General features: G+C 30.7%; 19 protein-coding genes and 1 pseudogene. 16 read left to right on the top strand and 4 right to left on the bottom strand.

The genetic code is table 11. The features are described from left to right. Positions 1-293: 293 nt before the first annotated feature. Complete coding sequence (locus L3B96_RS08315) at positions 294-1,709, top strand: glycoside hydrolase family 1 protein (RefSeq protein WP_238860217.1); 1,416 nt, start codon at positions 294-296, stop codon at positions 1,707-1,709. 289 nt (positions 1,710-1,998) lie between these two features. Here the strand turns inward: L3B96_RS08315 and L3B96_RS27220 are convergent, their stop codons facing one another. Then, positions 1,999-2,949, bottom strand: coding sequence for a carbohydrate-binding protein (locus L3B96_RS27220; protein ID WP_275297135.1), 951 nt, complete (start codon positions 2,947-2,949; stop codon positions 1,999-2,001). A gap of 74 nt (positions 2,950-3,023) precedes the next feature. Further along, on the bottom strand, positions 3,024-4,787 hold the full coding sequence (locus L3B96_RS08300) for a glycosyl hydrolase family 18 protein (protein WP_238860215.1): 1,764 nt from the start codon (positions 4,785-4,787) through the stop codon (positions 3,024-3,026). Positions 4,788-5,270: 483 nt separating this feature from the next. Here L3B96_RS08300 and sigI point away from each other — a divergent pair, with 483 nt between their 5' ends. Together sigI and L3B96_RS08290 are read left to right on the top strand one after the other, a co-directional pair. Continuing rightward, a complete protein-coding gene (sigI, locus tag L3B96_RS08295) occupies positions 5,271-6,023 on the top strand; it encodes an RNA polymerase sigma-I factor (protein WP_077830100.1) in 753 nt (250 codons plus the stop codon). A gap of 292 nt (positions 6,024-6,315) precedes the next feature. Next, positions 6,316-7,548, top strand: coding sequence for a family 16 glycosylhydrolase (locus L3B96_RS08290; RefSeq protein WP_238860214.1), 1,233 nt, complete (start codon positions 6,316-6,318; stop codon positions 7,546-7,548). Between the two features lie 219 nt (positions 7,549-7,767). Here the strand turns inward: L3B96_RS08290 and L3B96_RS08285 are convergent. Further along, positions 7,768-7,860, bottom strand: a pseudogene (locus L3B96_RS08285) (IS3 family transposase); the annotation flags it as partial. Between the two features lie 134 nt (positions 7,861-7,994). On the opposite strand from L3B96_RS08285, the gene L3B96_RS08280 reads away from it, so the two are divergent. Continuing rightward, the gene (locus tag L3B96_RS08280) at positions 7,995-9,827 is read left to right on the top strand and encodes a glycosyl hydrolase family 18 protein (RefSeq protein ID WP_238860212.1); all 1,833 of its coding nucleotides are present in this window, start codon (positions 7,995-7,997) and stop codon (positions 9,825-9,827) included. A 188-nt stretch (positions 9,828-10,015) separates the two neighbouring features. On the opposite strand, the gene L3B96_RS08275 is transcribed toward L3B96_RS08280, so the two are convergent. Beyond that, complete coding sequence (locus L3B96_RS08275; protein ID WP_238860210.1) at positions 10,016-10,495, bottom strand: beta-1,3-glucanase family protein; 480 nt, start codon at positions 10,493-10,495, stop codon at positions 10,016-10,018. Positions 10,496-10,754: 259 nt separating this feature from the next. On the opposite strand from L3B96_RS08275, the gene L3B96_RS08270 reads away from it, so the two are divergent. The 12 genes from L3B96_RS08270 to L3B96_RS08220 all read left to right on the top strand — a co-directional run bounded on the left by L3B96_RS08270 (position 10,755) and on the right by L3B96_RS08220 (position 25,304). Continuing rightward, on the top strand, positions 10,755-12,086 hold the full coding sequence (locus L3B96_RS08270; RefSeq protein ID WP_238860208.1) for a nuclease-related domain-containing protein: 1,332 nt from the start codon (positions 10,755-10,757) through the stop codon (positions 12,084-12,086). Between the two features lie 210 nt (positions 12,087-12,296). Further along, entirely contained in the window at positions 12,297-13,427 is a 1,131-nt protein-coding gene (locus tag L3B96_RS08265) for a GGDEF domain-containing protein (protein ID WP_238860206.1), read from the top strand. 162 nt (positions 13,428-13,589) lie between these two features. Then, the gene (locus L3B96_RS08260; protein ID WP_238860204.1) at positions 13,590-14,957 is read left to right on the top strand and encodes an AAA family ATPase; all 1,368 of its coding nucleotides are present in this window, start codon (positions 13,590-13,592) and stop codon (positions 14,955-14,957) included. A 160-nt stretch (positions 14,958-15,117) separates the two neighbouring features. Beyond that, positions 15,118-15,690: a DNA-3-methyladenine glycosylase I gene (locus L3B96_RS08255; protein ID WP_238860202.1), complete on the top strand. Its 573-nt coding sequence runs from the start codon at positions 15,118-15,120 to the stop codon at positions 15,688-15,690. 119 nt (positions 15,691-15,809) lie between these two features. Next, the gene (locus tag L3B96_RS08250; protein ID WP_238860200.1) at positions 15,810-16,283 is read left to right on the top strand and encodes a YbaK/EbsC family protein; all 474 of its coding nucleotides are present in this window, start codon (positions 15,810-15,812) and stop codon (positions 16,281-16,283) included. Next, positions 16,243-16,368 carry a hypothetical protein gene (locus tag L3B96_RS27215; RefSeq protein WP_257792335.1) on the top strand — a complete coding sequence of 42 codons (126 nt, stop codon included), beginning with the start codon at positions 16,243-16,245 and terminating at the stop codon, positions 16,366-16,368. The genes L3B96_RS08250 and L3B96_RS27215 overlap by 41 nt, the downstream gene beginning before the upstream one ends. Positions 16,369-16,473: 105 nt before the next feature. Further along, complete coding sequence (locus L3B96_RS08245) at positions 16,474-18,348, top strand: sensor histidine kinase (RefSeq protein WP_238860198.1); 1,875 nt, start codon at positions 16,474-16,476, stop codon at positions 18,346-18,348. Between the two features lie 82 nt (positions 18,349-18,430). Then, positions 18,431-19,972, top strand: a complete 1,542-nt coding sequence (locus tag L3B96_RS08240; RefSeq protein WP_238860195.1) for a response regulator — start codon at positions 18,431-18,433, stop codon at positions 19,970-19,972. Between the two features lie 163 nt (positions 19,973-20,135). Continuing rightward, positions 20,136-21,365, top strand: a complete 1,230-nt coding sequence (locus tag L3B96_RS08235) for a sugar ABC transporter substrate-binding protein (protein ID WP_078115332.1) — start codon at positions 20,136-20,138, stop codon at positions 21,363-21,365. An 82-nt stretch (positions 21,366-21,447) separates the two neighbouring features. Beyond that, the gene (locus tag L3B96_RS08230; RefSeq protein ID WP_017210699.1) at positions 21,448-22,326 is read left to right on the top strand and encodes a sugar ABC transporter permease; all 879 of its coding nucleotides are present in this window, start codon (positions 21,448-21,450) and stop codon (positions 22,324-22,326) included. A gap of 1 nt (position 22,327) precedes the next feature. Beyond that, a complete protein-coding gene (locus L3B96_RS08225) occupies positions 22,328-23,173 on the top strand; it encodes a carbohydrate ABC transporter permease (protein WP_017210698.1) in 846 nt (281 codons plus the stop codon). 88 nt (positions 23,174-23,261) lie between these two features. Continuing rightward, entirely contained in the window at positions 23,262-25,304 is a 2,043-nt protein-coding gene (locus L3B96_RS08220; RefSeq protein ID WP_238860193.1) for a glycoside hydrolase family 31 protein, read from the top strand. Positions 25,305-25,375 lie beyond the last annotated feature (71 nt).

Raw genomic sequence — 25,375 nt, 5'->3', positions numbered from 1 at the left:
GATTTAGATGAGGTTTGATCCTCATCTAAACCTTAGTTGGACTATACCCTCAAGGGGTACAATGTATAGGAGCGTGCAGCCTTAGATCTCTCTTAAATAAGCGAGAGTGTTACGTATGCTAGCTACTGGATAAAATAAAATCAACAAATAATGCTAGTTAAGATATTTTTGGATATGCTTACTAGCATTATTACTAAAGTAAATTTTGAAAATTTAGTATTCAATACAGAGTATATAAACATTTTATAGGAAAATATAAATATTATAAATTATAAAACATAGGAGGAGAAGTTATGTCAATTAAATTTCCAGAAGGATTTTTGTGGGGAGGAGCTACAGCTGCTAACCAATCTGAAGGTGCATATAACGAAGACGGAAAAGGATTATCTACTCAGGATATAGCACCTAAAGGTGTGATGGGAGCTTTAACAGATGAACCAACAGAAGATAATATGAAACTTATAGGAATTGATTTTTATCATAGATATAAAGAAGATATTAAGCTATTTGCAGAAATGGGCTTCAAAGTTTTCAGACTATCTATTGCTTGGTCAAGAATATTTCCAAATGGTGATGATAAAGAGCCGAATGAAAAGGGATTACAATTTTATGATAATGTATTTGATGAGTTAGCTAAGTATGGAATAGAGCCGCTAGTAACAATTTCACACTATGAGACACCACTTGCACTAGCTAAGAATTATGATGGCTGGGTAAATAGAAAGCTAATAGGCTTTTTCGAAAACTATGTAAGAACCATATTTAACCGATATAAAGATAAAGTAAAATATTGGCTAACTTTCAATGAAATAAATTCTGCAACTCATTTTCCTTATATGAGCGCTGGAATATGGACCCCAAAAGAACAATTAAACAAGCAGGATTTATATCAGGCTATGCATCATGAACTAGTAGCAAGTGCACTTGCAGTAAAAATTGGTCATGAAATAAATCCAAAATTCAAAATTGGCTGTATGATTCTTGGAGTACCAAACTATCCATTAACACCAAAACCAAGTGATGTACTTAAGGCAATGGAAGCAGATAGGGAGAATCTTTTCTTTGGAGATGTTCATGTAAGGGGAGAATATCCAAGATATATGAATAGATTTTTTAAGGAAAACAACATACAAATAAAAATGGAACCTGGTGATAAAGAAATACTAAAGAATACAGTAGATTTTGTTTCGTTTAGTTATTATATGAGCTCGTGTGCAAGTGCAGATCCTGAAAAGAATATTAAAGGAAAAGGAAATCTCATTGGTGGAGTACCAAATCCATATTTAAAGGCTTCAGATTGGGGATGGCAAATAGATCCAGAAGGATTAAGATACATGCTTAACTTATTCTATGATAGATACCAAAAACCATTGTTTATAGTTGAAAATGGTTTAGGAGCTGTTGATGAATTAATGACTGATGAAAATGGAAATAAAACAGTAAATGATGATTATAGAATAAACTACTTAAACGATCATTTAGTTCAAGTAGGAGAAGCAATTGAAGATGGTGTTGAAGTTATGGGATACACTACATGGGGTTGCATAGATTTAGTCAGTGCATCAACAGCTGAACTTAAAAAGAGATACGGATTCATCTATGTAGATAGACATGATGATGGAAGTGGAACTCTAGAAAGATATAAGAAAAAGAGCTTTTATTGGTATAAAGAAGTTATTGCTACAAATGGAGCTCATTTAAAAAAATAATAATTATAAATGAAATATATAGGGCAGTGTAGGAATTAAATTTTCTACGCTGCTCTTTTGGTTAAATTTAAGCAATTAAGAAAGATAGCATTACTCATTTTTGTTACTCTACTTGGTATTGTAACATTTGCAAATTGTCCACCATTTAGCCCATAAATTTAAAGAAACACCCTTTTCTCAAAGAGGGTGTTTCTTTAAATTTATAAGTTAACTGTATTTTCTAATCAGTTGCTATATATAATTCTAAAATACTTTTGATTCTAATGGACTTGTCCATTTACTTTGCTTACTAGTTTTTTCCACCATAGCTTTTATATGTCGCATACACTGCATTTGCATATTGATCTGCTAGAATTGGACGGCCATATGAATCTGTAGCTCCTGGATACCAGTTTGGTCCTCCATTGTAATGTAATAGACCATTGTATATATTACCAAATTGCTTAATGTTATCATTTATAATCATTGATCCCATATATACTTGGTCTTGAAGATTACTATGATTGTAGGCATGTCCATATGTTGAACTGAACTCACTTGAATAAGCATTTCTAGTATTTGGTTCTACTTGCATTAATCCGTCTCCAGAAGATGGACTACCACCTAAACCTGCTCCATAATTAGATTCTTTTTTAATAACAGCACATATTAATAAAGCAAAGTCTCCATTTTTACCAAATTTCTTATCAGCATTAAGTGCATATCCCCATATATCATTTGGAGCTTCAGCAGGCTTTGATACTGAGGGGTTTGTTGGATTTGTAGGGTTTGTTGGATTTGTTGGGGTTGTAGGTCCTGCTCCAATCAATTCCCAAACATCAGCTGAACCAGGCTTATCACCTTGAGTCCACCATTTAGCTTTGTAATTACTGTTCTGATAAGAAACAATATCACCAGATACATAAGCTTTACTACTGTCCCAAGCAGCATAAGTATTATTACTAGGGTTAGATGGTGCTGTTCCAATCAATTCCCAAACATCAGTTGAACCGGGCTTATCACCTTGAGTCCACCATTTAGCTTTATAATTTTTACCTTCATAATTAACAGTATCTCCACTTACATAAGCTTTGTTGGCATCCCAATTAGCATAAGCTACAGATGCAGAGACAATCACTGTGGAAGCCTTTGTTGTTGTTGTTGTTGTTGTTGCTGTCTTGGCTAATGCTGACATTTGTGGTAATGCAAACGATAATACTACAGCGAAAGCAAATAACTTTTTTAATTTCATGTATTTCATAATACATCAACTCCTTCTATATATTTTTGAAATGTATATAAATTATACGTTCCCACTTAAATGTTATTATTTAATTAGTATTTTGGATTACTTGGTGTAGCGGCTCCAATTAATTCCCAAACATCAGAAGTACCGGGTTTATCACCTTGAGTCCACCATTTTGCTTTGTAATTGTTGTTGTTATAAGAAACAATATCTCCATTTACATAAGCTTTACTACTATCCCATGCAGGATAAGAAGTACCAGGATCACTTGGGTTTGTTGGATCCGTTGGATTACTTGGATTAGTTGGGGTTGTTGGATTAGTTGGTGTAGCGGCTCCAATTAATTCCCAAACATCAGAAGCACCAGGTTTATCACCTTGAGTCCACCATTTTGCTTTGTAATTGTTGTTGTTATAAGAAACAATATCTCCATTTACATAGACTTTACTACTATCCCATGCATGATAAGAAGTACCAGGATTACTTGGGTTTGTTGGATCCGTTGGATTTGTTGGGTCGGTTGGAGTTGTTGGATTACTTCCGCCAGAAAGTTTATTTGCCATTAAAGTAGTTAATGGGAATCCATTTGGGTCGTCTCCTGAAACTTCCCAAGCAATCATTCCGCCATAACCGTTATTTAATACGTAATTACATCTTTCTGTAAGAGATTCTTCATCTTCATATGTGTACATAATTCCTTGTGATGCATTATATAGATAAGGAACTTTAGCATATGGATCTCTATATTTTACGTAACCTGATGTTTTTTCCAATTCCTTCATTTTGAAATAAGGGTTTTGTCCACCTGGAGATTGTGCATTATCCCATGTACCTACTGGTGCACCATTTGCAGAAGCAAATAATCCAGGTAGGCTTCCACCATTGTTCACAACATTTTTCCATCCTCTTGAATAGAATGGTGTTCCAACATTTAGTTTGCTTGCAGTTATATTATAAGTATCCCTGTACAATTTCATTGCTGAATCAGTATTATATTTATTTTTTATATCTACAGGAGAAGTTCCAGATGGATCATTAGGATTTGGATATATTGCAGCATGATGATTAGTAGTTGTTTCCCAAGCCCCATGCATATCATAAGTCATAACGTTTATAAAATCTAAGTATTGAGCATAAACGTTAGGTTCAGTATATTGTGCTTTATCATATCCAGATGGTGCTGCTATTGTAAGCATTTTATTAGACAATCCATTATCATTGTAAGCTTTACGTATTTCACGAAGAAGTGAAGTAAAGTTTTGTTTGTCCTCTGGTCCACCTGGGCAACCTTTATCAAATTGGTCGTTTGGATCTGCTTTTCTATCAATACCAGGGAATTCCCAATCGATATCAATTCCATCTATGAAGGGATATTTTTTTAGAAAATCTACCACACTGTTTATAAATACAGCACGAGAACTAGAACTTGATGCTATTGCATGGAAATTAGCACCCCTTGTCCATCCACCTACTGATATAAGCACCTTTACATTTGGATATTGAGATTTGTAATACTTATATTCACCCATGTGTCCTCTAAGTTTATCTGCATCCCAACCTTCAGAATGTGGGAAAGATTTATCAAAATCTGCATAAGAATCAGTAGAATTGAGTTTAAAGCTTGAATCTACTTCAAAGAATGCATGATTGATTACAGTGACCTTGTCCCAAGGTAATTGATCAACAGATATGCTGCTGTGAGCTGCGTTGTAGGTACCCCAATTAGGAAAATAAACTACAACATTTTTTTTATCAGATTTTTCTGCTGCTTTAGGCATTAGTGTTATTTGCGTGAATGTAAGTAGAAAGACTACAAAAAAAGCAAGAAATTTTTTTAATGTTACGTGTTTCAAAACACATCAACCCCTCTCATATAATCATTAAAATTTTTTGGAAAGTAATTTTAATAATAAATTGTTCACCCCCTTTAAAGCAGTAATAGAGAATTTTTTCTTGCGTAATAAACAATAAAATATTTCACGCCTATATTTACTGTCTATTACTTTGTAAAAAAGTAAAACTGTAGGAAATTTATAGAATATATGACTGTACTATATTCAATACGAGAAATGTGTAATTTTTGTGTGGGACAGAATTAACTTTTTTTAGTAAAACATTAAAATTTAACCACAACAATATATACAAATGTAATAAAATGTAATATAATTACTTATATTGTAAAATATAAATATTTATAAGAGAGGAGTGTAATAAATTTTATTTTATTATTTATAAAACCTATATATTAGAGCAAAGTTAAGTATATGAGAATGGTATATTTTGGTCGTTACGGTAATTGGTATAAAGAGGTATTTATTATGTAGGGGGGAAAAGTATTGTCAGATAGTAAACTATTTTATGATGATACTAAAGATAACAAATCAATATATGGATACATAGAAAGAATTAGAAACGGTGACGTTAAATTAAAAGATAAATTAATAAAAGACTATTTACCATTTATAGGTAAGTCTGTGTCTAAAGTATCAAAAAAATATGAAGATATAAGGTACAGCGATATATTTAGTATAGGAATGATAGCTTTTAATGAGGCGTTAGATAATTATGATGAAAATAAAGGAAAAAACTTTTTCGCTTACTGTGACATGATAATAAGAAGTAGAATTATAGATTATTATAGAAAAAGTGAAAAAGAAGAAAAATCATATCCATTTACTTATTTTGAAAATGAAGATGAAATTAATTTTGAGGAAAAATATTTAAGCTCTAATTCGTTTAATCAATATGAGAATATAGAAACACAGGATGAGATGGAATTCTTTCAAAAAAAGTTGAGTGAGTTTAATATAAACATATATGATATTGGAGAAGAAATTCCCAAACACAGGGACTCTATTATTATGTGTATAAAAATTGCAAAAGAATTATGTGATAATGATTACTTATATGGAAAATTGATTCGAAATAAATCCATTCCGTTAAAGGAATTAGTGTCAATGGTTCAGGTACATAAAAGAACCATTGAGAGAAATAGGAAATTCATAATTGTAGTGAGCTTGATATTTAAAACAGAATTTACGTATTCAAAGGAATATATACAAGATTTTTTTAATGGATCTAATGTATAGGTAATTGTAGTAATAACAATTTTATTCAAGTGTGTCTCAGAAAGAATAATGATCTTTCATGCATTCGATTATACAATAAATGTATAATTTGTTCTAATTTATAATTTATCCCACTTAAATAGAATCTTTTTACGTATAATATAGTGTACGTTAAAAGTAATTAATTTAGGAGGTGATATGAAAAAAGTTCAGCAAAAAGGTAACAAAGTTTAATAAAATATTTATGTAAATAAGGGGGGAGTAAACTACTACTACTACTACTACTAAAAATAGAGGTATAGGGGGAATTTTTATGAAAAGAAAAAAACAACTAATTATGTCATTAGTTATTTCTTCACTTATGGTTTCATCATTTATTCCAACAGTTACAGCGAAAGCTGATACAGGATGGAATCTTGCATGGAGTGATGAATTTAATGGAACAAATATAAATACGTCAAATTGGAAATATGAAACTGGCGGAGACGGTTGGGGTAATAATGAACTTGAATGTTATACCAATCGTTCTGAAAATGCAAGAATTGAAAATGGAAATCTTGTTATAGAAGCAAGAAAAGAAAATTATAATGGGATGAATTATACTTCTGCCCGCTTAAAAAGCCAAGGATTAAAAAATTGGACTTATGGAAAAGTAGAGGCAAGAATGAAGTTACCAGCTGGACAAGGTGTATGGCCTGCATTTTGGATGTTAGGAGAAAACATTTCTCAAGTTAGTTGGCCAAAATGTGGTGAAATAGATATTATGGAACATATAAATAATGAAAGTGCAATCCATGGAACTATACATTGGGATAGCACTGGTAACAATACGCATGCACAGTATGGCGCTGCTTCACCTAATATCGATGTAACTCAATATCATGTATATTCAATTGAATGGGACGTTTCATCAATAAAATGGTTTGTAGATGGAACACAATATTTAGAAGCTAACATAGCAAATAATATTAATGGTACTGAAGAATTCCATAAACCATTCTTTATATTATTTAATCTAGCAGTTGGAGGAAATTGGCCAGGTAATCCTGATGGATCAACTCCATTTCCAGCTAAAATGTATGTAGATTATGTTCGTGTATATCAGCACGGGGATAATAATCCAACACCAGCACCTACAGCACCAGCTGTTCCAAGTGGATTGTCTGCAGCTGCTAGCAATCAATCTAGTATTAATGTGTCTTGGAACGCATCATCAGGTGCAACAGGTTATGATTTAAAAGTTGATAATAACATTATTAGTAATGTAACATCACCTTATGTTAATAGTGGTTTAACTGAAAATTCAACACATACTTATGCTGTTAGAGCTAAGAATGCTAATGGAACAAGCAGTTGGAGTAATTCTATCAGTGCCACTACTAAGGCTTCAAGCAATCCTACTACTGGAAGCTGGGCTCCTAATACTGCATATAAAGTTGGTGATATAGTTTCTTATAATGGTAAGAATTATAAATGCATTCAAGCTCATACTTCATTGGTAGGATGGGAACCATCAAATGTTCCTGCTTTATGGGTATTAATATAAATGCATAATATGTAGACTTGGTATTCCATGAAAAGGATACAGCACTTACAACTAATCAAGTAAAGGCTAAGGTTGATAGTTATAGAAATCAAGTTGTTACATTTAAAGATACTGTAGATTAATATTTTAAGTTACGTATAGTAATGGATAAATATTAATAGATTAAATGTATATAAAAGAGAAAGCATACACCTTAAAATAGATCTCTATAAAAAGGGGCTATGCAGCTTCTAAAAGATGATTTCTGTACTTTTCAGGAGTCATCTTTTTTAGATTTAACTGTGAATGGCTAGTATTATAGTAGATTATGTATCATTATGCTTCTTCATATGTTCGAATTGCAATATGAATATTAATAGGGAAATTAAATGTTTTATAAAAGGGTTCCAGTTTACTGATATTTTTGGCAAAATAAATAAAATCTTAAAGTGAGGGAGAGAAAAGTATTGAGTAAAAACAAGTTTTTTAAAAAGGTAGTTTCAGTCATGGCTATGGCAAGCCTTATGGTTACAGGAGTGGTATTAGGTAATTCAAATAGTGCATCAGCGGTAACAAGCAGTAGTATTCCCAATCATGTACTAGTAGGCTACTGGCACAATTTTAATAATGGGTCAGGAGACATTAAACTCAAGGACGTTTCATCAAACTTTGATGTTATTAACCTTTCATTTGGAGAACCAACATCTGTTACTTCGGGGGATATAAGGTTCACCCCATATAATGAAACAGAGACTGAGTTTAAAAGTGATGTTCAATATCTTCAAAGTAAAGGAAAAAAAGTATTGTTATCTATTGGAGGACAAAATGGTGAGGTTCAACTAACAAGTTCCACATCTGTTAATACCTTTGTTAATTCTGTAAGTACTATTATTGATAAGTATGGATTGGATGGATTGGATGTAGATTTTGAAGGACATTCGCTATATTTAAATGCAGGGGACAAAGATTTTAAAAATCCAACAACACCTGTTATAGTTAATACAATTAGTGCTTTAAAACAATTAAAGACTAAGTATGGTAGTAAATTCGTATTAACTATGGCACCTGAAACATTCTTTGTACAACTAGGACATACGTACTATGGTGGATTAAATTCATATGTCGATAACAGAGCTGGAGCATTTTTACCAGTAATCTATGGACTTAGAGATGAGTTGAACTGGCTTCAAGTGCAATATTATAATTCAGGTTCAATAAATGACATTAAGGGTAAAGCTCAATCAATGGGAAGTGGAGAATTCTATGCTTCTTTAGCAGATATGCTTTTAACAGGTTTTAATGTAAATAATGATTCTAATTATTTCTTCCCAGCATTAAGACAAGATCAAGTAGTTATTGGTGTTCCATGTTGTAATTCTGCTGGAAATGGATATGTTTCAAATGCTGAGGTACAAAGTGCTTTAGATGGATTAATCAATGGTGGAACAGTTGGAAGTTATAAGATTAACAATAAATATCCTAATTTAAGAGGTCTTATGACTTGGTCAATAAATTGGGATCAATATACAAACTTTAATTGGTCTAATTATTTTAGAGGTTATTTTAATAATTTAACTCCACCTTTAAATAAACTTAATGCAGCAGTACTAAGCTCTTCAGAAGTTATTAATGGAAGCTATTCTATATCAGCAGTAGTTCCAGCTTATAATACTGCAACTTCTTATAAGATTTATGAGGGAACAACAGTAGTAGCTTCAGGAAATTTAACAGCTGGACAACCTACTAAGACGCTTAACTATAATGCCATATCAAAAGCTCCAGGGGCATACATCTACAAAGCTGAATTAAGTGATGGAAGCAATACAGTTACTTCAAATCAAATAACTGTAACAGTTCCAAAAGCAGGAGATAACACATTACAACCAGCAATATTATCTGCTAGTTCAGTAAATAATGGAGCATATACTTTAACGGCTGTAGTTCCAAAAAATAATACTGCAACAAGCTACAAGATATATGAAGGAACAACAGTTGCTTCTACGGGAGCTCTAACTTCAGGTGTAGGAGAAGTTAGCATTTCTTATGCTATTACTAATAAGGCTAAGGGAAGCTATGATTATACAGTGGTTCTATATGATAGTACAAATTCTATTAACTCTAACAAAGTTACAGTAACTGTACCAGATTCTGAATCTAACAATGCATGGGTTGCAAATCATGCATACAAAGCTGGAGATATTGTAACTTACAATGGCGGTACTTATAAATGTATTCAGGCTCACACTTCATTAGTAGGTTGGGAACCAAGTGCTGTACCAGCTTTATGGCAAATTCAATAATAGATAAAGGGAGTTGTAGTTTTATGTAAAAGAATGAGCTAAGATTATCTTGGCTCATTTTTTTGAATTTGCATGTAATATAAAGTATTTTAGTTTGATGAAAGTAGTTAAGAAAATAAAAAAGATGCTGCATCAAATTTTGATACAGCATCTTTTTACAAATCTTATGGTCTAATTTATTTAATTTATTACCAACCTACATTAATTATTGCATACTTAGGGTCAGCTACATGCAATGTGCTGCTGAAGTCGAAAACATCATCATAGCAGAAGCCATATGATTTGTTTTCATAAGAATGATCATGCCAGAATTTTGCGAAGTAATTAGCAGGAGCATCTTTATAGAAATAGGCTGAGTTATTCCAGTGTGCAGGATCAAGCATAACATGTCTGTTAAAGGCTGCACAAACCTGTGCTTTGATGGCTTTTTCATCATCATTTCCACCATCAAAGATTCCATTTCCTAATAAAACTTCTTGTGTACTTGGTTTCCCATGTATATAAAGATTATATGCACCACCATTTTTATTAAAGACAAAATCATTGCCTACAACATGTCCACTATAAGTTCCTCTGTCACATGTAAAGGTTAATTCATGGGTTGCGTAATAGTTATATACTATAGAAAATCTATGGTAAGACTTAAATATAGTAAATATAAAAATCATGGGCGATTATGAGATATAAAATGTACCGTATAGGATAGATAATTAAAAACACTAAAATGTCTACCCATAGGCAATGTGGTACTGAGCACAAGCAACAGCGTTATGAGTTGTAGTAAATATGAGGGCTTGAGGGCAAAATGATTTTTTGATAAAACTTTATATAAGCATCAATTATTTATGTTAAAATATAGTTACTATGTATAGAATATGTAATTTGATTATTTGATTGCTAAATTAAGGGTAAAGGGAGAGAAATTATATGATAGAGTTATATATTATAATAATTTTAGTAATTATTATTTCTTTAACATTAAAGAAGAGTAAGTATGATAAAAGCAATTACAAAAAAGAATCAGGCAATGGTTTCTTTGGAGTTATGATGGACAAGGGCAAATATGGAGAGTATCTATCCTTCAATGTTTTAGAAAAAATAAAAGGGGAGCATAGAATACTTACTAATGTATATTTACCAAAAGAAAATGGAGAAACAACAGAGATTGATTTAATATATTTGCATGAGACAGGAATTTATGTTTTAGAATCAAAAAATTATAGTGGATGGATTTTTGGAGATGAAAAAAGTAAGTATTGGATGCAAACTTTAAAGAATGGACAGAAGGAAAAGTTTTATAATCCAATAAAGCAAAATAATACTCATATAAAATACTTAATAAAATTATTGAAAGTAGACGAAAAGTTAGTAAAGTCAATTATAGTTTTTAGTGAGAGATGCATTATAAAGAAAATGGAAGTTCATTCAGAGAATGTAAAAGTTATTAATAGATATACCTTAAACAAAGCGATAGAAAAGCTTATAAGTAATTCTCCTAAAGTATTTGCAGCAGGTGAGATTATTGAGCTATATTATGAATTAAAGTCTTATACATGTGTTGGTAAAGATGTAAAAGAAAATCATATAAAGCAGATTGAAGAAAAACAGAATTTGAAATGCAATTCAATGAATTCGGGTCTAATAAAAGAAGATATTAAAAGTAAGAATATTGATAGAGAAATTATAAATAATGTAGAAGAAATTAAATTAGTGGAAAAAGAAATTAATAATAAAAGTGAAATTGAAGAAAAACAAGATAAAGTGACCATAGATATAAATAGAAATGATGTATGTATAGGAAATCTAGTTACAAGAAGAATTAGAGAAAAGTTAGATGAATCTGGTGGACATGCATCTATTAAATTATTTAGAGGTGATTCTTGTGAAATAAGTTACGATTCAAATAAAAATGGACTTGTTTCACCTAAGATACCTGTTCCAGATCAATTAACATGGGAAGCATTTAATGCAGCCGTAGAAGTTGTAATAAATAATGGAGGGAAAGCGCCAAAAGGAAGTGCCAGATCAAAGGGAGCTAGACTTGGAAATGATAAGCTTCCAATGAATTCGGTGGAAGGCTATGTTGCACATAAGGTACATGGAGTTAAAGAAGGGCAAAGCGCATTTGGCCCAGGCTTTGTAATATTTGCAATTTTAGATTGGGCAGGCATATGCAATAATGAAAAAGGGTTCTTAACTATAAAGTCTTCATTCTTGATGGAACTTGAAGAAAATAAAATTGAAAAGAAATTAATATAATGATTATTTATTTATATTTTAAAATATAAAACTGAATCGAAACTTATCTGTATTAGTATTATTGTAGTGGTATAATATGATAAAGGTAATTTTATACACATTAAGGTCGAGATATTTTTAAAAATTGGAGTTATAAAAGAATCATTAAGTATGATCTATGAATAATTATAAGTATATCCTATATTTTAATAGAAATGGAGTTAATATATTATGGCAATTTTTTCACCGGTTCAAGTTAATATAGTTTTATTTATTTTATTGCTTATTTTATTTGGACATACTTATTTTAATATGAATAGAAAAAATATAACCAATAGATTATTTATGTGGACCATGGGGTTAACAGCATTTGCCATAATGCTAGAGATTTTAAGCGTTATATTAAATAATCCAAATTTAAAACAATTTATGGTAATGCAAAAGATTGTCAATGTTCTTGGATTTTCAGTGACTCCTATCATTCCATTTCTAGGATATATATTCAGTAAAGAATGGGTAAATAGGTATCAGAAAGATAAAATCAAACTAAATAAAATACTTTTATTACCGCTACTCATAAATGGGATAATGGCATTTATAAGCTATAGTGTAAACGTGCTTTTTTATGTAACTAGTGAAAATACTTATGAACGTGGACCTTTATTTTTTATATTACCTTGTGTAAGTTACTTTTACTTTGGGTACAACTTATATTTTATTTACAAACAGCGTAAAAGGTTTTCTTGGTGGGAGCTTCGTATATTTAATTTATTCTATATTGCAGCAGGAGTATTTACAGGTATTCAGGTTGTATATTCTAGTTATCTAACTATTTGGAATGGAACTGCAATGATGATAGTTATTATTTATATCTTCATATTAAATGATCAGGTACATAGAGATAGGCTGACGGGATTAGAAAATTATTCATCCTATGAACGCTATATTGAAAATATATCTTTTAAGAGGATTAATAAGCTTTTTATAATTAATATTGATATAGATGATTTTAAAAGTGTTAATGATAAATTTGGGCATAAGGAAGGCGATGAAGCACTTAAAATGTTTGCTAATCTACTAATTGAGAGTTTCTCGCTAAGAAGAAAAAAATTAATACGTGTGGGCGGAGATGAATTTTTAATTTTATTAGAAGTTGAGCGGCAAGAAATAGTTGATAATTATATTCAAAATTTAAATAAAAACATTGAGGCATATAATAAAACTAAAGAGAAACCATATGAACTTAAATTCAGTTATGGAGTGGCATGCTGTAGTAACGCTAAGGAAGATATCCATGACATTTTGAAATGTGCAGATAAATTGATGTATGAGCAAAAGAAAAGTAGAAAGATGAAGCTATAATTTGACACGTAAAATTAAAAAAGATAAGAATTTAGAAAATTACAAGCTTTATTGCTGGTATATTTAAATAGTGGTAAAATTATTATTGAAAAATAAATTTTAAGATATAATTTAGTAGAAACTAGACAAGATTATAGCTTGAATTGTAAGGAAGTGAGAAACGTGGAAAAACAAATAATAGATCTTAAAAGAGATGCATATAAGAAGCTATTAGAGTGGAAAAATAATCATAATAATAAGGTACTATTAGTAGAAGGTGCAAGACAGGTAGGAAAAACTTATTTAGTGAAAAAATTTGCGAGAGAAAATTATAAGCATTTAATATATATAAATCTGTTGGAAGAAACAGGAGAGGACTTACTTACAATTTATAATATAATAAAAGAAGAACGTCTATCAGGAAAATTAGACAGGGAAAAAACAAATACATTAAAAGAGATGTTTAAGAGATTCTCTAATAATTTTGAAGACAATGAAGAATGCATAATTATAATAGATGAAATACAAGAATCTTATAAGATTTATAATATGATAAGGCAATTTGCAAGGGAATTTAAGGCACATTTTATCATGACTGGAAGTTATTTAGGAAGAGTTGTTATGCAGAAAGAGTTTTGGTCTCCAATGGGTGATGTAGACTTCCTTGAAATAAAGCCATTATCATTTACTGAATTTGTTAATGCGCTTAATTTAACACAATCTTATGAGTCATTAGATTTGTATGGAGATGGCGATAAAAAGGATTATGATTTATTTTATGATAAATATAAAGATTACTTAGAAGTTGGCGGTTATCCAGAGATAGTATGCGAATACTTAAGAAACCATAAGGAAAATATTAATGATTTGTTTGAAAAATTATTAAGAGTATTTTGTGAAGAATCTTCAAGATATTTTGATGGAGATATATTGACTACAAGAGTGTTTGAAGACTGCATAAGCGCAATAATTGAAATTCTAGCTAGAGGGAAAAAAGGCATTAAGGAAAGCAGTTATACGGAAGAATTACAGCAAATAATAACCAAACAATATTCAAGTAATATCACGAAGGAAAATTGTAATAGAGTACTTCAATGGTTTTACACGTCAAAATTTGTTAAAGACTGTGATAAGCTTATAGATTTTGAATTTACCAATATAAAAAAGAGGCAAAGATATTTTTTGTCAGATGTTGGTATGGCAAATTATGTGATGAAAAAAGCAAACCTATTAGCATCGGAATCTAGCGGGTTATTAAATGAAACGTTTGTTTACCACTGTCTTTTGGATAAGATATCTACAGTTCCTATGTTTGGGATTTATGGTGATGGAGAGCTTGATTTTGTCTACAGAGATAGGGAAAACGGGCATGTTTACGGAATAGAAGTTAAGGCTGGTAAGAATCCAGGTAAAACTATAACAAAATCATTAGCTAATGGAAAAATTAATTTTGCAGTTTATCTAAAAGGGGTAACGCAAGGTGGAATTGCAAACAAGACTTATACAATTCCAATATTTTTATTTCCAAGATTTGAGTTTAGAAAAATATGAAGATATTTATGATAAGAGTTTATGTAATGTAAGCTCTTATTTTATGGTAAAATATACTTATAATATAGATTAATTAACACTTCTACGTGTTTATAAAGATTGGATTTATGTAAAAAATGGTGAAAAATACAGCAAGGTTTGTGATTTAGCTTAAAAGGAAGTGATTCAAATTATTAAAAGATGTGAATGGGTGACAAAAGAAGAATTATATATTGAATATCATGATAAGGAATGGGGAGTGCCGGTATATGATGATAGGAAATTATTTGAAATGTTGTGCTTAGAAGGAGCTCAAGCAGGCTTAAGTTGGTGGACTATTCTTAAAAAAAGAGAAAACTATAAAGAAGCTTTTGATAATTTTGAAGCTGAAAAGATAGTGAAATATACTGAAGAAAAATTAGAACAATTAATGCAAGACAAAGGTATTGTTCGTAATAGAAGAAAAATTGAAAGTGTTGTAACTAATGCAAAAGCATTTCTGAAAATTAAAGAAGAGTGTGGATCATTCTCAAATTATATATGGAAGTTTGTAGATAATAAGCCTATTATTAATTCATGGGGAAGTATAGGAGAAGTTCCGGCTTCAAATGAATTAAGTGATAAAATGAGTAAGCAACTAAAAAAAGATGGTTTTAAATTTGTTGGTAGTACAATTTGTTATTCATTTATGCAAGCAGTAGGAATGGTTAACGATCATACAACTGAATGCTTTTGCTATACAAAATTAATTTAGTTAAAAATATTATTAATAAGAATCATGTAAATTAAATAATATGATTTTTATATAATACGCTGCAATTAAATGGAATAAAAAGTGTAATTTTAAAGTAGAAAACGAGGAGGATTTTACATATGGCAATAGAAAGAGTTAAAGCGTATTTCAAAAAATATGGTATTGATAATCGTGTGCAAGAGTTTGACGTGTCAAGTGAAACAGTAGCACTTGCAGCAGAAGTATTACATTGTGATCCATGTAGGATTGCAAAGACGCTTTCATTTATGGTAGCTGAAAATCCGATTTTAATTGTAGTTGCTGGGGATGCGAAAATTGATAATCCAAAGTACAAAGCACACTTTAAGGCAAAAGCCAAAATGCTTACACTAGAGGAAACTGAAAACTTAATTGGTCATGCCGTTGGTGGAGTTTGTCCTTTTGCTATAAATGAAGGTGTAAAAGTCTATCTTGATGAATCATTAAAAAGATTTCAAACTGTGTTTCCTGCTTGTGGAAGCGGTAATAGCGCAATAGAGGTGACCATAGAAGAATTAGAAAAGTATTCTGGTTATGATGAATGGATTGATGTTTGTAAAGGTTGGAACAATTAAAGAAGTTGATTATAATATAGGGATTTTAATATCAACATATGAAACTTGTGGTAAAATAAGTAATTTAAATAAAAATGTTATATAATTAGAGATAGAATATTTAAAAAGTAAATAATCTATCTTTTTTATATTTTAGAAATAAATTATTAAATATAGAGTCTGATAATTCGTAAGAAATGAGATGAATATTATGAGTAATAAAAAGTATTTTTACAATATGGGATTTAATCATATAAAAAAGGCTAGTTTTAAAACAAAATTAATATCATCATTTTTGATTCTGTCTATATTACCAATCATATCTATTGAGATATTTTCTTATTATTATTCTACTAATAAAATAGAAAATAAAATATCCAGGCTAATGGATTTCAGTCTTACACAATCTGCTAAAAGCATAAACACAACTCTTTCGTCTTATGAAGATTTAGATATGCAGATTGCCAGCGATGATGAACTCACAAAACTGATTGATAAATATGATATTGGAAGTAATATGGATATAAATACCCAAGTGGCATTGAATGATATTAAAGGCAAATTAACTGTTTACGCTTATTCAAAACTGGGAATTGTTAATATTGATATACGCACTAATAAAAATCATAAGATAGCTTCATATAACAGAATAAATGGACATGCAATACCAGATATCTGGAAAAGGTATGACGATATAATTGAAAAAAATGATTATGAAGATGAGACTAGCAGATACGGAACAATATGGAGCGGAATGTCATATACGCAGCCATTGGTAGAAGAAACGTATAATTTGATCAATGTGTATTCAAATATAATTGACTTTACAAGTGACAGAATAATTGGAGTTCTTTGTATAAGCATAAATGAAGACGTTTTACAAAAGACTTATAACTTAAATTCAGATGATCTGCATGCCAATAATATCAACGTATATTCATTAATTATAGATAATGAAGGTACAATAGTATCTTATGAAGATAGAAATTATATTGGGAAAAATATATATTATTTAGCTAATAAAAAAGATAGAAATTCAGAGGACCTAAACAATACTATAATTAATTCTCATATTGTAAAAGGAAATTCACTAATTGTAAACACTAAGAGCTTAAAAATAAGTAACTGGTATATTGTTAATATAATTGATGAAAATAAATTATTTTCCGAAGTAAATCTGAGCATAAGAATTATTATTATAGTTATTTTTATAGTAATACTCTTTTTCATATTTTTTATAGTGCTAGTTTCAAATAGGTTGACAAGCTCCATAAGAGAAATTGTTGCGGCAATGAAGAAAGCTCAGAAAGGAGAATTATCTGTAAGGATAGAGGAGGATATAACTGATGAGTTTTCTATAATTGCACTAACCTTTAATAAGATGATATCTCATATTAATGAGTTAGTTGAAAAACTTAGAATTCAGATGAATTTAACTTCTGAAGCAGTAAAATTGCAAAAAGAAGCAGAAATAAGAGCAATTGAGGCTCAGATTAATCCACATTTTTTATATAATACTCTTGACTGTATCAATTGGATGGCAATTGAAAAGGAGGAGTATGAAATTAGTAAAATGCTTAAAAGCTTAGGTCAAATATTAAGATATTCAATTAATCAAAGTAATAAAATAGTTTCTTTTTCACAAGAAATTCAATGGCTTAAGCAGTATTTATATCTTCAGGAAAGCAGATTTGATAATTCCTTTAAAACTGAAATTAAGTTCGATAAAGAAGTTCCGGAATTTAAAATACACAAGCTTATGCTGCAGCCACTAATCGAAAATTCTATTATACACGGCTTTGAGGGTTATACATCTGGAGGTATTTTAGAAGTGTCAATTGAAATGAAGGAAGCGGATATAGTGATTTTTATAAAAGATAATGGAAAAGGAATGGATGGTGAAAAAGTAAAATATATTAATAGCCTTGTAAGTGAAGCTAAGATTATTAATAAAGGAGAGCATATTGGAATAGAAAATGTAATATCAAGACTTAGAATATATTATGGAGATTATTATAAGTTCAATATAGAAAGTGAAATTGACAGAGGGACAAGTATTTGCATTAGAATACCTAAAATAAAATAATTATATAAGATATTTCTTAGAGTTTCTATTCATAATATATGTTGGATATATTAAAAATAACTAAGTTTTCAGGGGGAAGTATATGAACATTGTTGTTATTGAGGATGAGATTAGGACTAGAAGAGGAATTATAAAATTATTACCTAAAATCAACGAAAATTATCATGTTATAGGTGAAGCAAATGATGGCTTAGAAGGTTTTAATATAATAGAAAAAACAAAGCCACAGGTAGTTATAACAGACATTAAAATGCCTGGATTAAACGGATTAGAGATGCTTAAGAAGCTTAATGAATCTGAAATTAAGGTTAAGATGATAATTATTACAGCGTATTCAGAATTTGAATTTGCCAAGAAAGCTATTTCAGTTGGAGTTACTGATTATTTATTAAAGCCCATAACAGTTGAAGACTTGAAAAATGTCTTTGAAAAAATAGAAAAAGATATTGATAGGGAAATAGAAAAAGAAAGTTATCAAAGAATTAACATAATGACTTTTGAACAAATGATAATAGACATAATAGAAGGGAAAATGAAGATTAATAAAATATATGAAAGCTATTCAGATAAGATAAAAGAATATAATTTTAATTATGTTATGGTTGTTAAATTAATTAATACCACTATTGAGCGATATAATTTGTTAAAAAAATGTTTAGATAATTTTTTCAAGCACATTGAAAATCTAAAATATATATATTTAGAGTATGAATATAATAATGAAATATTAATCTTATTTACATCAAAAGATTCGGAAGTAAATATTGAAAAAGAATTAAATAAGAAATTATTTGATTTATTTCGTGATAATGGATTTGAAAACTGTATTGTTGCTGGTCTTTCTAAATTAATCTCAATTGATGAAGTTGCGAGTAAAGTGAAAGAAATAAACAGGAATTTAAAATGGTCATTGTTATTGAAAAAGGATGTTATAGTTACTGATAATGCAACATCAAGCATATGCACTAAAACTTTTAAATATCCTAAGGAAATTGAGCAGTTAATTATGGCTGCAATTGGTGAGCAGGACTATATTAAATTAAGCAATTTAATAAATAAGTTTTTAAGTTATTGCAAATCAGGCAAATATCATCCAGATAGTATCATAGATGGTGTAGATTGTTTCGTGATTTCAATAATTAACATAATGAAAGATATTAATTATGAGTTGTTTATTAAAATTAATAATGAAAGGATATTAGAAAAAGTTAAAAATAGTACAAGCTGGTGTGAAATAGAGGATATTTTAAAAAATATAATAAATATAGTATCTGAATTAAATAATAAAGATTCAAAGGCATCATACAGTTTAATTGTATATAAGACTATTAATAAAATAATAAATGAGTATGCAGAATGCATTTCATTAGAAAATATAGCAGCAAGCCTTAATGTCACCCCTGAATATCTTTCTACATTATTTTATAAGGAAGTAGGAACTAATTTTACAAGCTATTTAAAGGAATACAGAATAAATAAATCCAAGGAATTACTTATTAGTAGTAATTTAAAAATAGGAGAGATTGCTAAGAGGGTTGGATACAATGATCCAAAATATTTTTGTAAAGTCTTTAAAAGCGTTACAGGTGTTTGTGCAGGAAAATACGTTACAATGCATAAATAAAATTGATTAGTTTTTTACACTTTTATTAAAACTTTGGAATTGGATTAGAATATTGTAAGAAATATAATGATAGTAACAGATGCGCATCCTGTATTGTATATGTTTACATTTATCTAAGTGAGTTTATGTCGAAGATATGAATTTTAAAGTTGGGGGGATTAAATTGAAAAAAACCATATCATTAATAATAAGTGCTGTACTTTCTTTAAGTTTGATTGGCTGCGGATCATCAAGTACTCAACAAACTGCTAGCAATACTAACGGGAAGGTTACGCTAAAAGTTTGGAGTTATTATAACGACAATGAAAAAAAATCATTTAATAATTTAGTTGATAAATTTAATAAGTCTCAAGATAAAGTAGAAGTAGTAAATGAATATGTACCATTTGCAGACATAAAGAAGCAGTTTTCAGTAGGAATAGCAGCACAAAATCTACCGGATCTTGCCGTTATAGATAATCCTGATCATGCAGCATTTGCAGCAATGGGAATGTTTGAAGATATAACAGATAAAGTTAAAGACTGGGATGAAAAAGATAATTATTTTGAAGGTCCATGGAAGTCAACAATGTATAACGGCAAAAATTATGGAATTCCTATGGATAGCAATTGTTTAGCGTTATTTTATAATGAGGACCTTCTTAAGCAGGCAGGAGTTACTCCTCCTCAAACATGGGATGAGCTTAGAACAGCTGCGAAGAAACTTACAAAAGATGGGGTTTATGGTTTGTCATTATCTGCTGTGAAAAGCGAAGAAGGTACATTCCAATTTATGCCTTTCTTATTATCTTCAGGAGGAAGTGTAGAAAAAGTTAATTCTCCAGAAGTAGTAAAATCACTTCAATTGTGGACAGACCTACTTAAAGATGGGTCTTTAAGTAAAGAATGTATTAATTGGGATCAACCTGGTGTTGAGAAGCAGTTTGCTACAGGTAAAGCAGCTATGATGATAAATGGACCATGGCAATTTTCAACACTTAAGAGTGATGCTCCTAATATGAAGTGGGCATGTGTAAAAATTCCTAAAGATCAGAAATATGCTTCAGTCCTTGGTGGCGAGAATATAGGAATTGTTAAAGGGCACCATCCTGAAGAAGCATGGGAATTTTTAAAGTTTATTGGAAAGGCTGATAATGTTAGAGACTTCATAAATAATACAGGATATTTTCCACCTAGAAAAGATTTAGCTAACGATAAAGTTTGGACTGAAGATCCTAATAAAGCAGTTTTCATGGATCAAATGCAGTATGCTATGCCTAGAGGACCACATCCAAAATGGCCTCAAATTTCTGAAGCAATTTACACTGCATACCAAGAATCTTTGACAATGCAGAAGAGCCCTCAAGAAGCATTAGATGAAGCTCAAACAAAGATTGATGCGGTATTAAAGTGATTTTTGTAAATGTTAATATGGTTGAGGTGCTTTAATAAAGCCCTCTATCCATATTAAATAGAAAATGAAAAGAGGTAGAAATATGCATAAGAATAGAGTAGGTTATATGTTTATTGTACCAGCCGTTATATTTATGCTATTATTTGTTGGCTATCCAATAATATATAATATTTTACTAAGTTTGCAAGACGTTAATGTTATGACTGTAAACAGTCCAATAAAAGAATTTGTAGGGTTTAAGAATTATATAGAATTATTTAAAAGCTCTGTGCTTCTGGTAGCTATCGGAAATACTCTTTATTATACTGTTGTGTGCATAATTTTTCAATTTGTACTAGGTTTTGCATTTGCATTGTTCTTTAATATAGAATTCACTTTTTCAAAATTTATAAGAGGTTTGGTTATGGTATCTTGGTTAATACCAATGACTATTAATGCATTATCATTTAAATTTATGTTTAGTCCAAGTGGTGGAGTTATTAATCAAATACTTATGAATCTTCATGTTATAAATCAGCCTTTGGACTGGCTTATACAGCCTAATAGTGCAATGTGGGGACTTATTATAACTAACGTATGGGTTGGAATCCCTTTTAATATGATTCTTTTAACAACTGGATTGAGTACGATTCCTAAATCTATTTATGAAAGTGCCAGTCTTGATGGAGCAAATTGGTTTCAAAAACTATTTTATATAACTATTCCATCTATAAAACCTGCAATTTTGTCAGTGTTAATGCTCGGATTTATTTATACATTTAAAGTATTTGACCTTGTTTTTATAATGACAAATGGTGGACCCGTAAATGCAACAGAAGTTTTGTCTACTTTATCATATAAGCTATCATTCAATCAATATAGCTATAGCCAAGGTTCAGCAGTAGCCAATATTCTGTTCTTAACTCTATTTATAGTAAGCCTATTCTATGTAAAATTAATAAAAGAAGATGAGGTGATGTAATTTGGAGGAAAGAAGATATATTAAACCGAGAACTAACATTATTTTAAATATTATAGCTGTAATAGTTGGAGCAATATTCCTATTCCCTTTATATTGGGTAATTATAAGTTCATTTAAAAGTGATGCTGAAATATTTAGAAATCCTCCGACCTTTTTTCCTGAACAGCTTACATTAAGTGCATATGCTGCTCAAATAACTGGTGAATATAGTATATTCAAAGGTTTTTTTAACAGCTGTTTCATAAGTTTTTCGGTTCTTGTGATCACATTGCTCTTTGCAGTGCCATCAGCATATGGTCTTGCAAGGTATAGAATTAAAGGTAAAAAACTATTTATTCAATCATTTCTTATTACTCAGATGCTTCCGGCAACTTTATTATTAACACCAATGTTTATAATATTTGGGAGATTTAGAATATTAAATACGTACTTATCACCTATTCTTGCTGACTGCACAATATCTATACCATTTGTTGTAATTATACTAAGAACGTATTTTTTATCCATACCTAAGGAGCTGGAGGACTCTGCCAGGGTTGACGGGTGCAATACATTCCAGGCTTTTATAAGAATTATACTTCCAGTATCTTATCCAGGTATTATAATGGCTGCAGTATTTTCATTCTTATTTGCATGGGGGGATTTGATTTTTGCTTTAACATTTATGAATGAGCAAAGCATGAGGCCAATGACTGCAGGAATTTATAATTTTATGGGTCAATACGGTTTAGCTTGGAATAAAATAATGGCTTTTGGTACACTCACTATAATTCCGGTAGTAGCAATATTTATATTCATGCAAAAATATATAATCGGTGGTCTAACTAGTGGTGCAGTAAAAGAATAATTAAAATATTACAGGAAAAAAGTTAGGTAAATAAATGCTTGAGGAATTCACAATAGACTGAGAAGAATAATAAATAGGAGGGATTAATATGGGACAATTTGATGATAACAGAGAATTTTTATTAGGATATTTTGAGGAAAAGGATGGAGCTCTTTGCTATAGATATGATGCAGAACGTCTTATTATCATGCCGTGGGGGCCAAATAGTTTAAGGATTAAAGCCACAAAAGAACCAGATATGCCTATGGAGGATTGGGCGCTTATAGAACCAAAAATATCTAATGCTAAGATAAGTATTGAGGAGTATAGTGCAAAAATCGTAAATGGTAAGATTACAGCAGTTATTAATCAGATTGGAAAATTGGAATTTTATAATCAGAAAGGTGAATTGCTGTTAGAGGAGTATGTTCGTAATCGTAAGGATATGTATAGTTCTACTTGTAGTTCTCTTGAAGTCGAAGGAAGAGAATTCAAGCCGATTATAGGAGGAGATTATCATCTAAGTATGAGGTTTGTTTCTAATCCAGATGAAAAAATATATGGTATGGGGCAATATCAACAGCCGTTCTTAGACGTGAAAGGAGCAGATTTAGAGTTAGCCCACAGAAATTCTCAGGCTAGCGTGCCATTTGCTCTATCATCTTTGGGTTATGGATTTCTTTGGAACAATCCAGCAGTTGGACGTGTGAATTTTGGAAAGAATATTACTACATGGGAAGCATATTCTACAAAGAAGCTGGACTATTGGATTACTGCAGGAGACACTCCAGCAGAGATTGAAGAAGCATATGCTGATGCAACTGGAAAAGTTCCTATGATGCCAAAATACGCTATGGGATTCTGGCAATGTAAGTTACGTTATCAGACCCAGGAAGAACTTTTAGAAGTAGCAAGGGAATATAAGAAACGCAATCTTCCTATCTCTGTTATTGTGGTAGATTTTTTCCACTGGCCACTACAAGGCGAATGGAAGTTTGATCCAACATACTGGCCAGATCCAGATGCTATGATAAAAGAACTTAAGGATATGGGAATTGAATTGATGGTATCTATTTGGCCAACTGTAGATTATAGAAGTGAAAACTTTGATGAAATGATGAATAAGGGATTGCTCGTTAGAACAGATAAAGGTTTCCGAATTTGTATGAATTTCATGGGAAATACTATACATTATGACCCTACTAATCCTGAGGCAAGAGAGTATGTATGGCAGAAAGCTAAGAAAAATTACTACGATAAGGGTGTGAAGATTTTCTGGCTTGATGAAGCAGAGCCTGAATATAGCGTTTATGATTTCGAAAATTACCGATATCATTTAGGACCAAATGTGCAGGTAGGAAACATTTATCCTATGATGTATGCAAAAACATTCTTTGATGGTATGAAAGCAGAAGGACAGGAAGGTATAATTAATTTGTTACGCTGTGCATGGGCTGGATCTCAAAGATACGGTGCATTGGTTTGGTCAGGTGATATACATTCTTCCTTTAAAAGTCTCAGAAATCAGTTTGCAGCAGGATTAAATATGGGACTTGCAGGAATTCCTTGGTGGACTACAGACATTGGAGGATTCTTCGGAGGACATATTGATGATCCAGATTTCCATGAGGTATTGATCCGTTGGTTTGAATACGGAACTTTCTGCCCAGTTATGAGACTTCATGGTTATCGCTGGCCTTTCAAACCTCAGTATGGAACAACAGGTGGAGCTGAATGTGTATCTGGTGCTGATAATGAAGTATGGTCTTATGGAGATAAGGTATATGAAATCTGCAAGAAGTATTTGAAAATAAGAGAAGCAATGATGCCTTATATTACTACTTTAATGGAAGAAGCACATAAAAAGGGAACTCCAGTCATGCGACCAATGTTTTATGATTTTCCAGAGGATAAACTCTGTTGGGAAAATGAATCGCAATATATGTTTGGGCCCAATATCCTAGTTGCACCTATTATGGAAAAAGGTCAGACTGAACGTGAGGTATATCTACCAGTAGGTTCAAATTGGACTAATGCATGGACAAAAGAAGAAATGGAAGGTGGGAAAACAATACTCGTAGATGCACCAATTGATCAAATTCCATTATTTTTAAGGGATTATAAGGAAGGATCTTGCATTATAAATATTTAAAATTAATATTATAAATCGGCAGTTTGGGGGTATAATCCCAGCTGATCGAATCGGTTGATTTTTATCATTGT

Origin of the sequence: Clostridium sp. YIM B02569, assembly GCF_022320765.1 — a bacterium.
Lineage (GTDB): Bacteria > Bacillota > Clostridia > Clostridiales > Clostridiaceae > Clostridium > Clostridium beijerinckii.
This window is presented reverse-complemented; position numbering and strand designations above follow the sequence as displayed.

Excerpts from the sequence above, each read along its gene's own strand:
- L3B96_RS08315 (WP_238860217.1), top strand. The coding sequence starts at position 294 with ATGTCAATTAAATTTCCAGAAGGATTTTTGTGGGGAGGAGCTACAGCT.
- L3B96_RS27220 (WP_275297135.1), bottom strand. The coding sequence starts at position 2,949 with ATGAAATACATGAAATTAAAAAAGTTATTTGCTTTCGCTGTAGTATTA.
- L3B96_RS08290 (WP_238860214.1), top strand. The coding sequence starts at position 6,316 with ATGAAAAGAAAAAAACAACTAATTATGTCATTAGTTATTTCTTCACTT.
- L3B96_RS08275 (WP_238860210.1), bottom strand. The coding sequence starts at position 10,495 with ATGATTTTTATATTTACTATATTTAAGTCTTACCATAGATTTTCTATA.
- L3B96_RS08270 (WP_238860208.1), top strand. The coding sequence starts at position 10,755 with ATGATAGAGTTATATATTATAATAATTTTAGTAATTATTATTTCTTTA.
- L3B96_RS08265 (WP_238860206.1), top strand. The coding sequence starts at position 12,297 with ATGGCAATTTTTTCACCGGTTCAAGTTAATATAGTTTTATTTATTTTA.
- L3B96_RS08250 (WP_238860200.1), top strand. The coding sequence starts at position 15,810 with ATGGCAATAGAAAGAGTTAAAGCGTATTTCAAAAAATATGGTATTGAT.
- L3B96_RS27215 (WP_257792335.1), top strand. The coding sequence starts at position 16,243 with ATGATGAATGGATTGATGTTTGTAAAGGTTGGAACAATTAAAGAAGTT.
- L3B96_RS08245 (WP_238860198.1), top strand. The coding sequence starts at position 16,474 with ATGAGTAATAAAAAGTATTTTTACAATATGGGATTTAATCATATAAAA.
- L3B96_RS08240 (WP_238860195.1), top strand. The coding sequence starts at position 18,431 with ATGAACATTGTTGTTATTGAGGATGAGATTAGGACTAGAAGAGGAATT.
- L3B96_RS08230 (WP_017210699.1), top strand. The coding sequence starts at position 21,448 with ATGCATAAGAATAGAGTAGGTTATATGTTTATTGTACCAGCCGTTATA.
- L3B96_RS08220 (WP_238860193.1), top strand. The coding sequence starts at position 23,262 with ATGGGACAATTTGATGATAACAGAGAATTTTTATTAGGATATTTTGAG.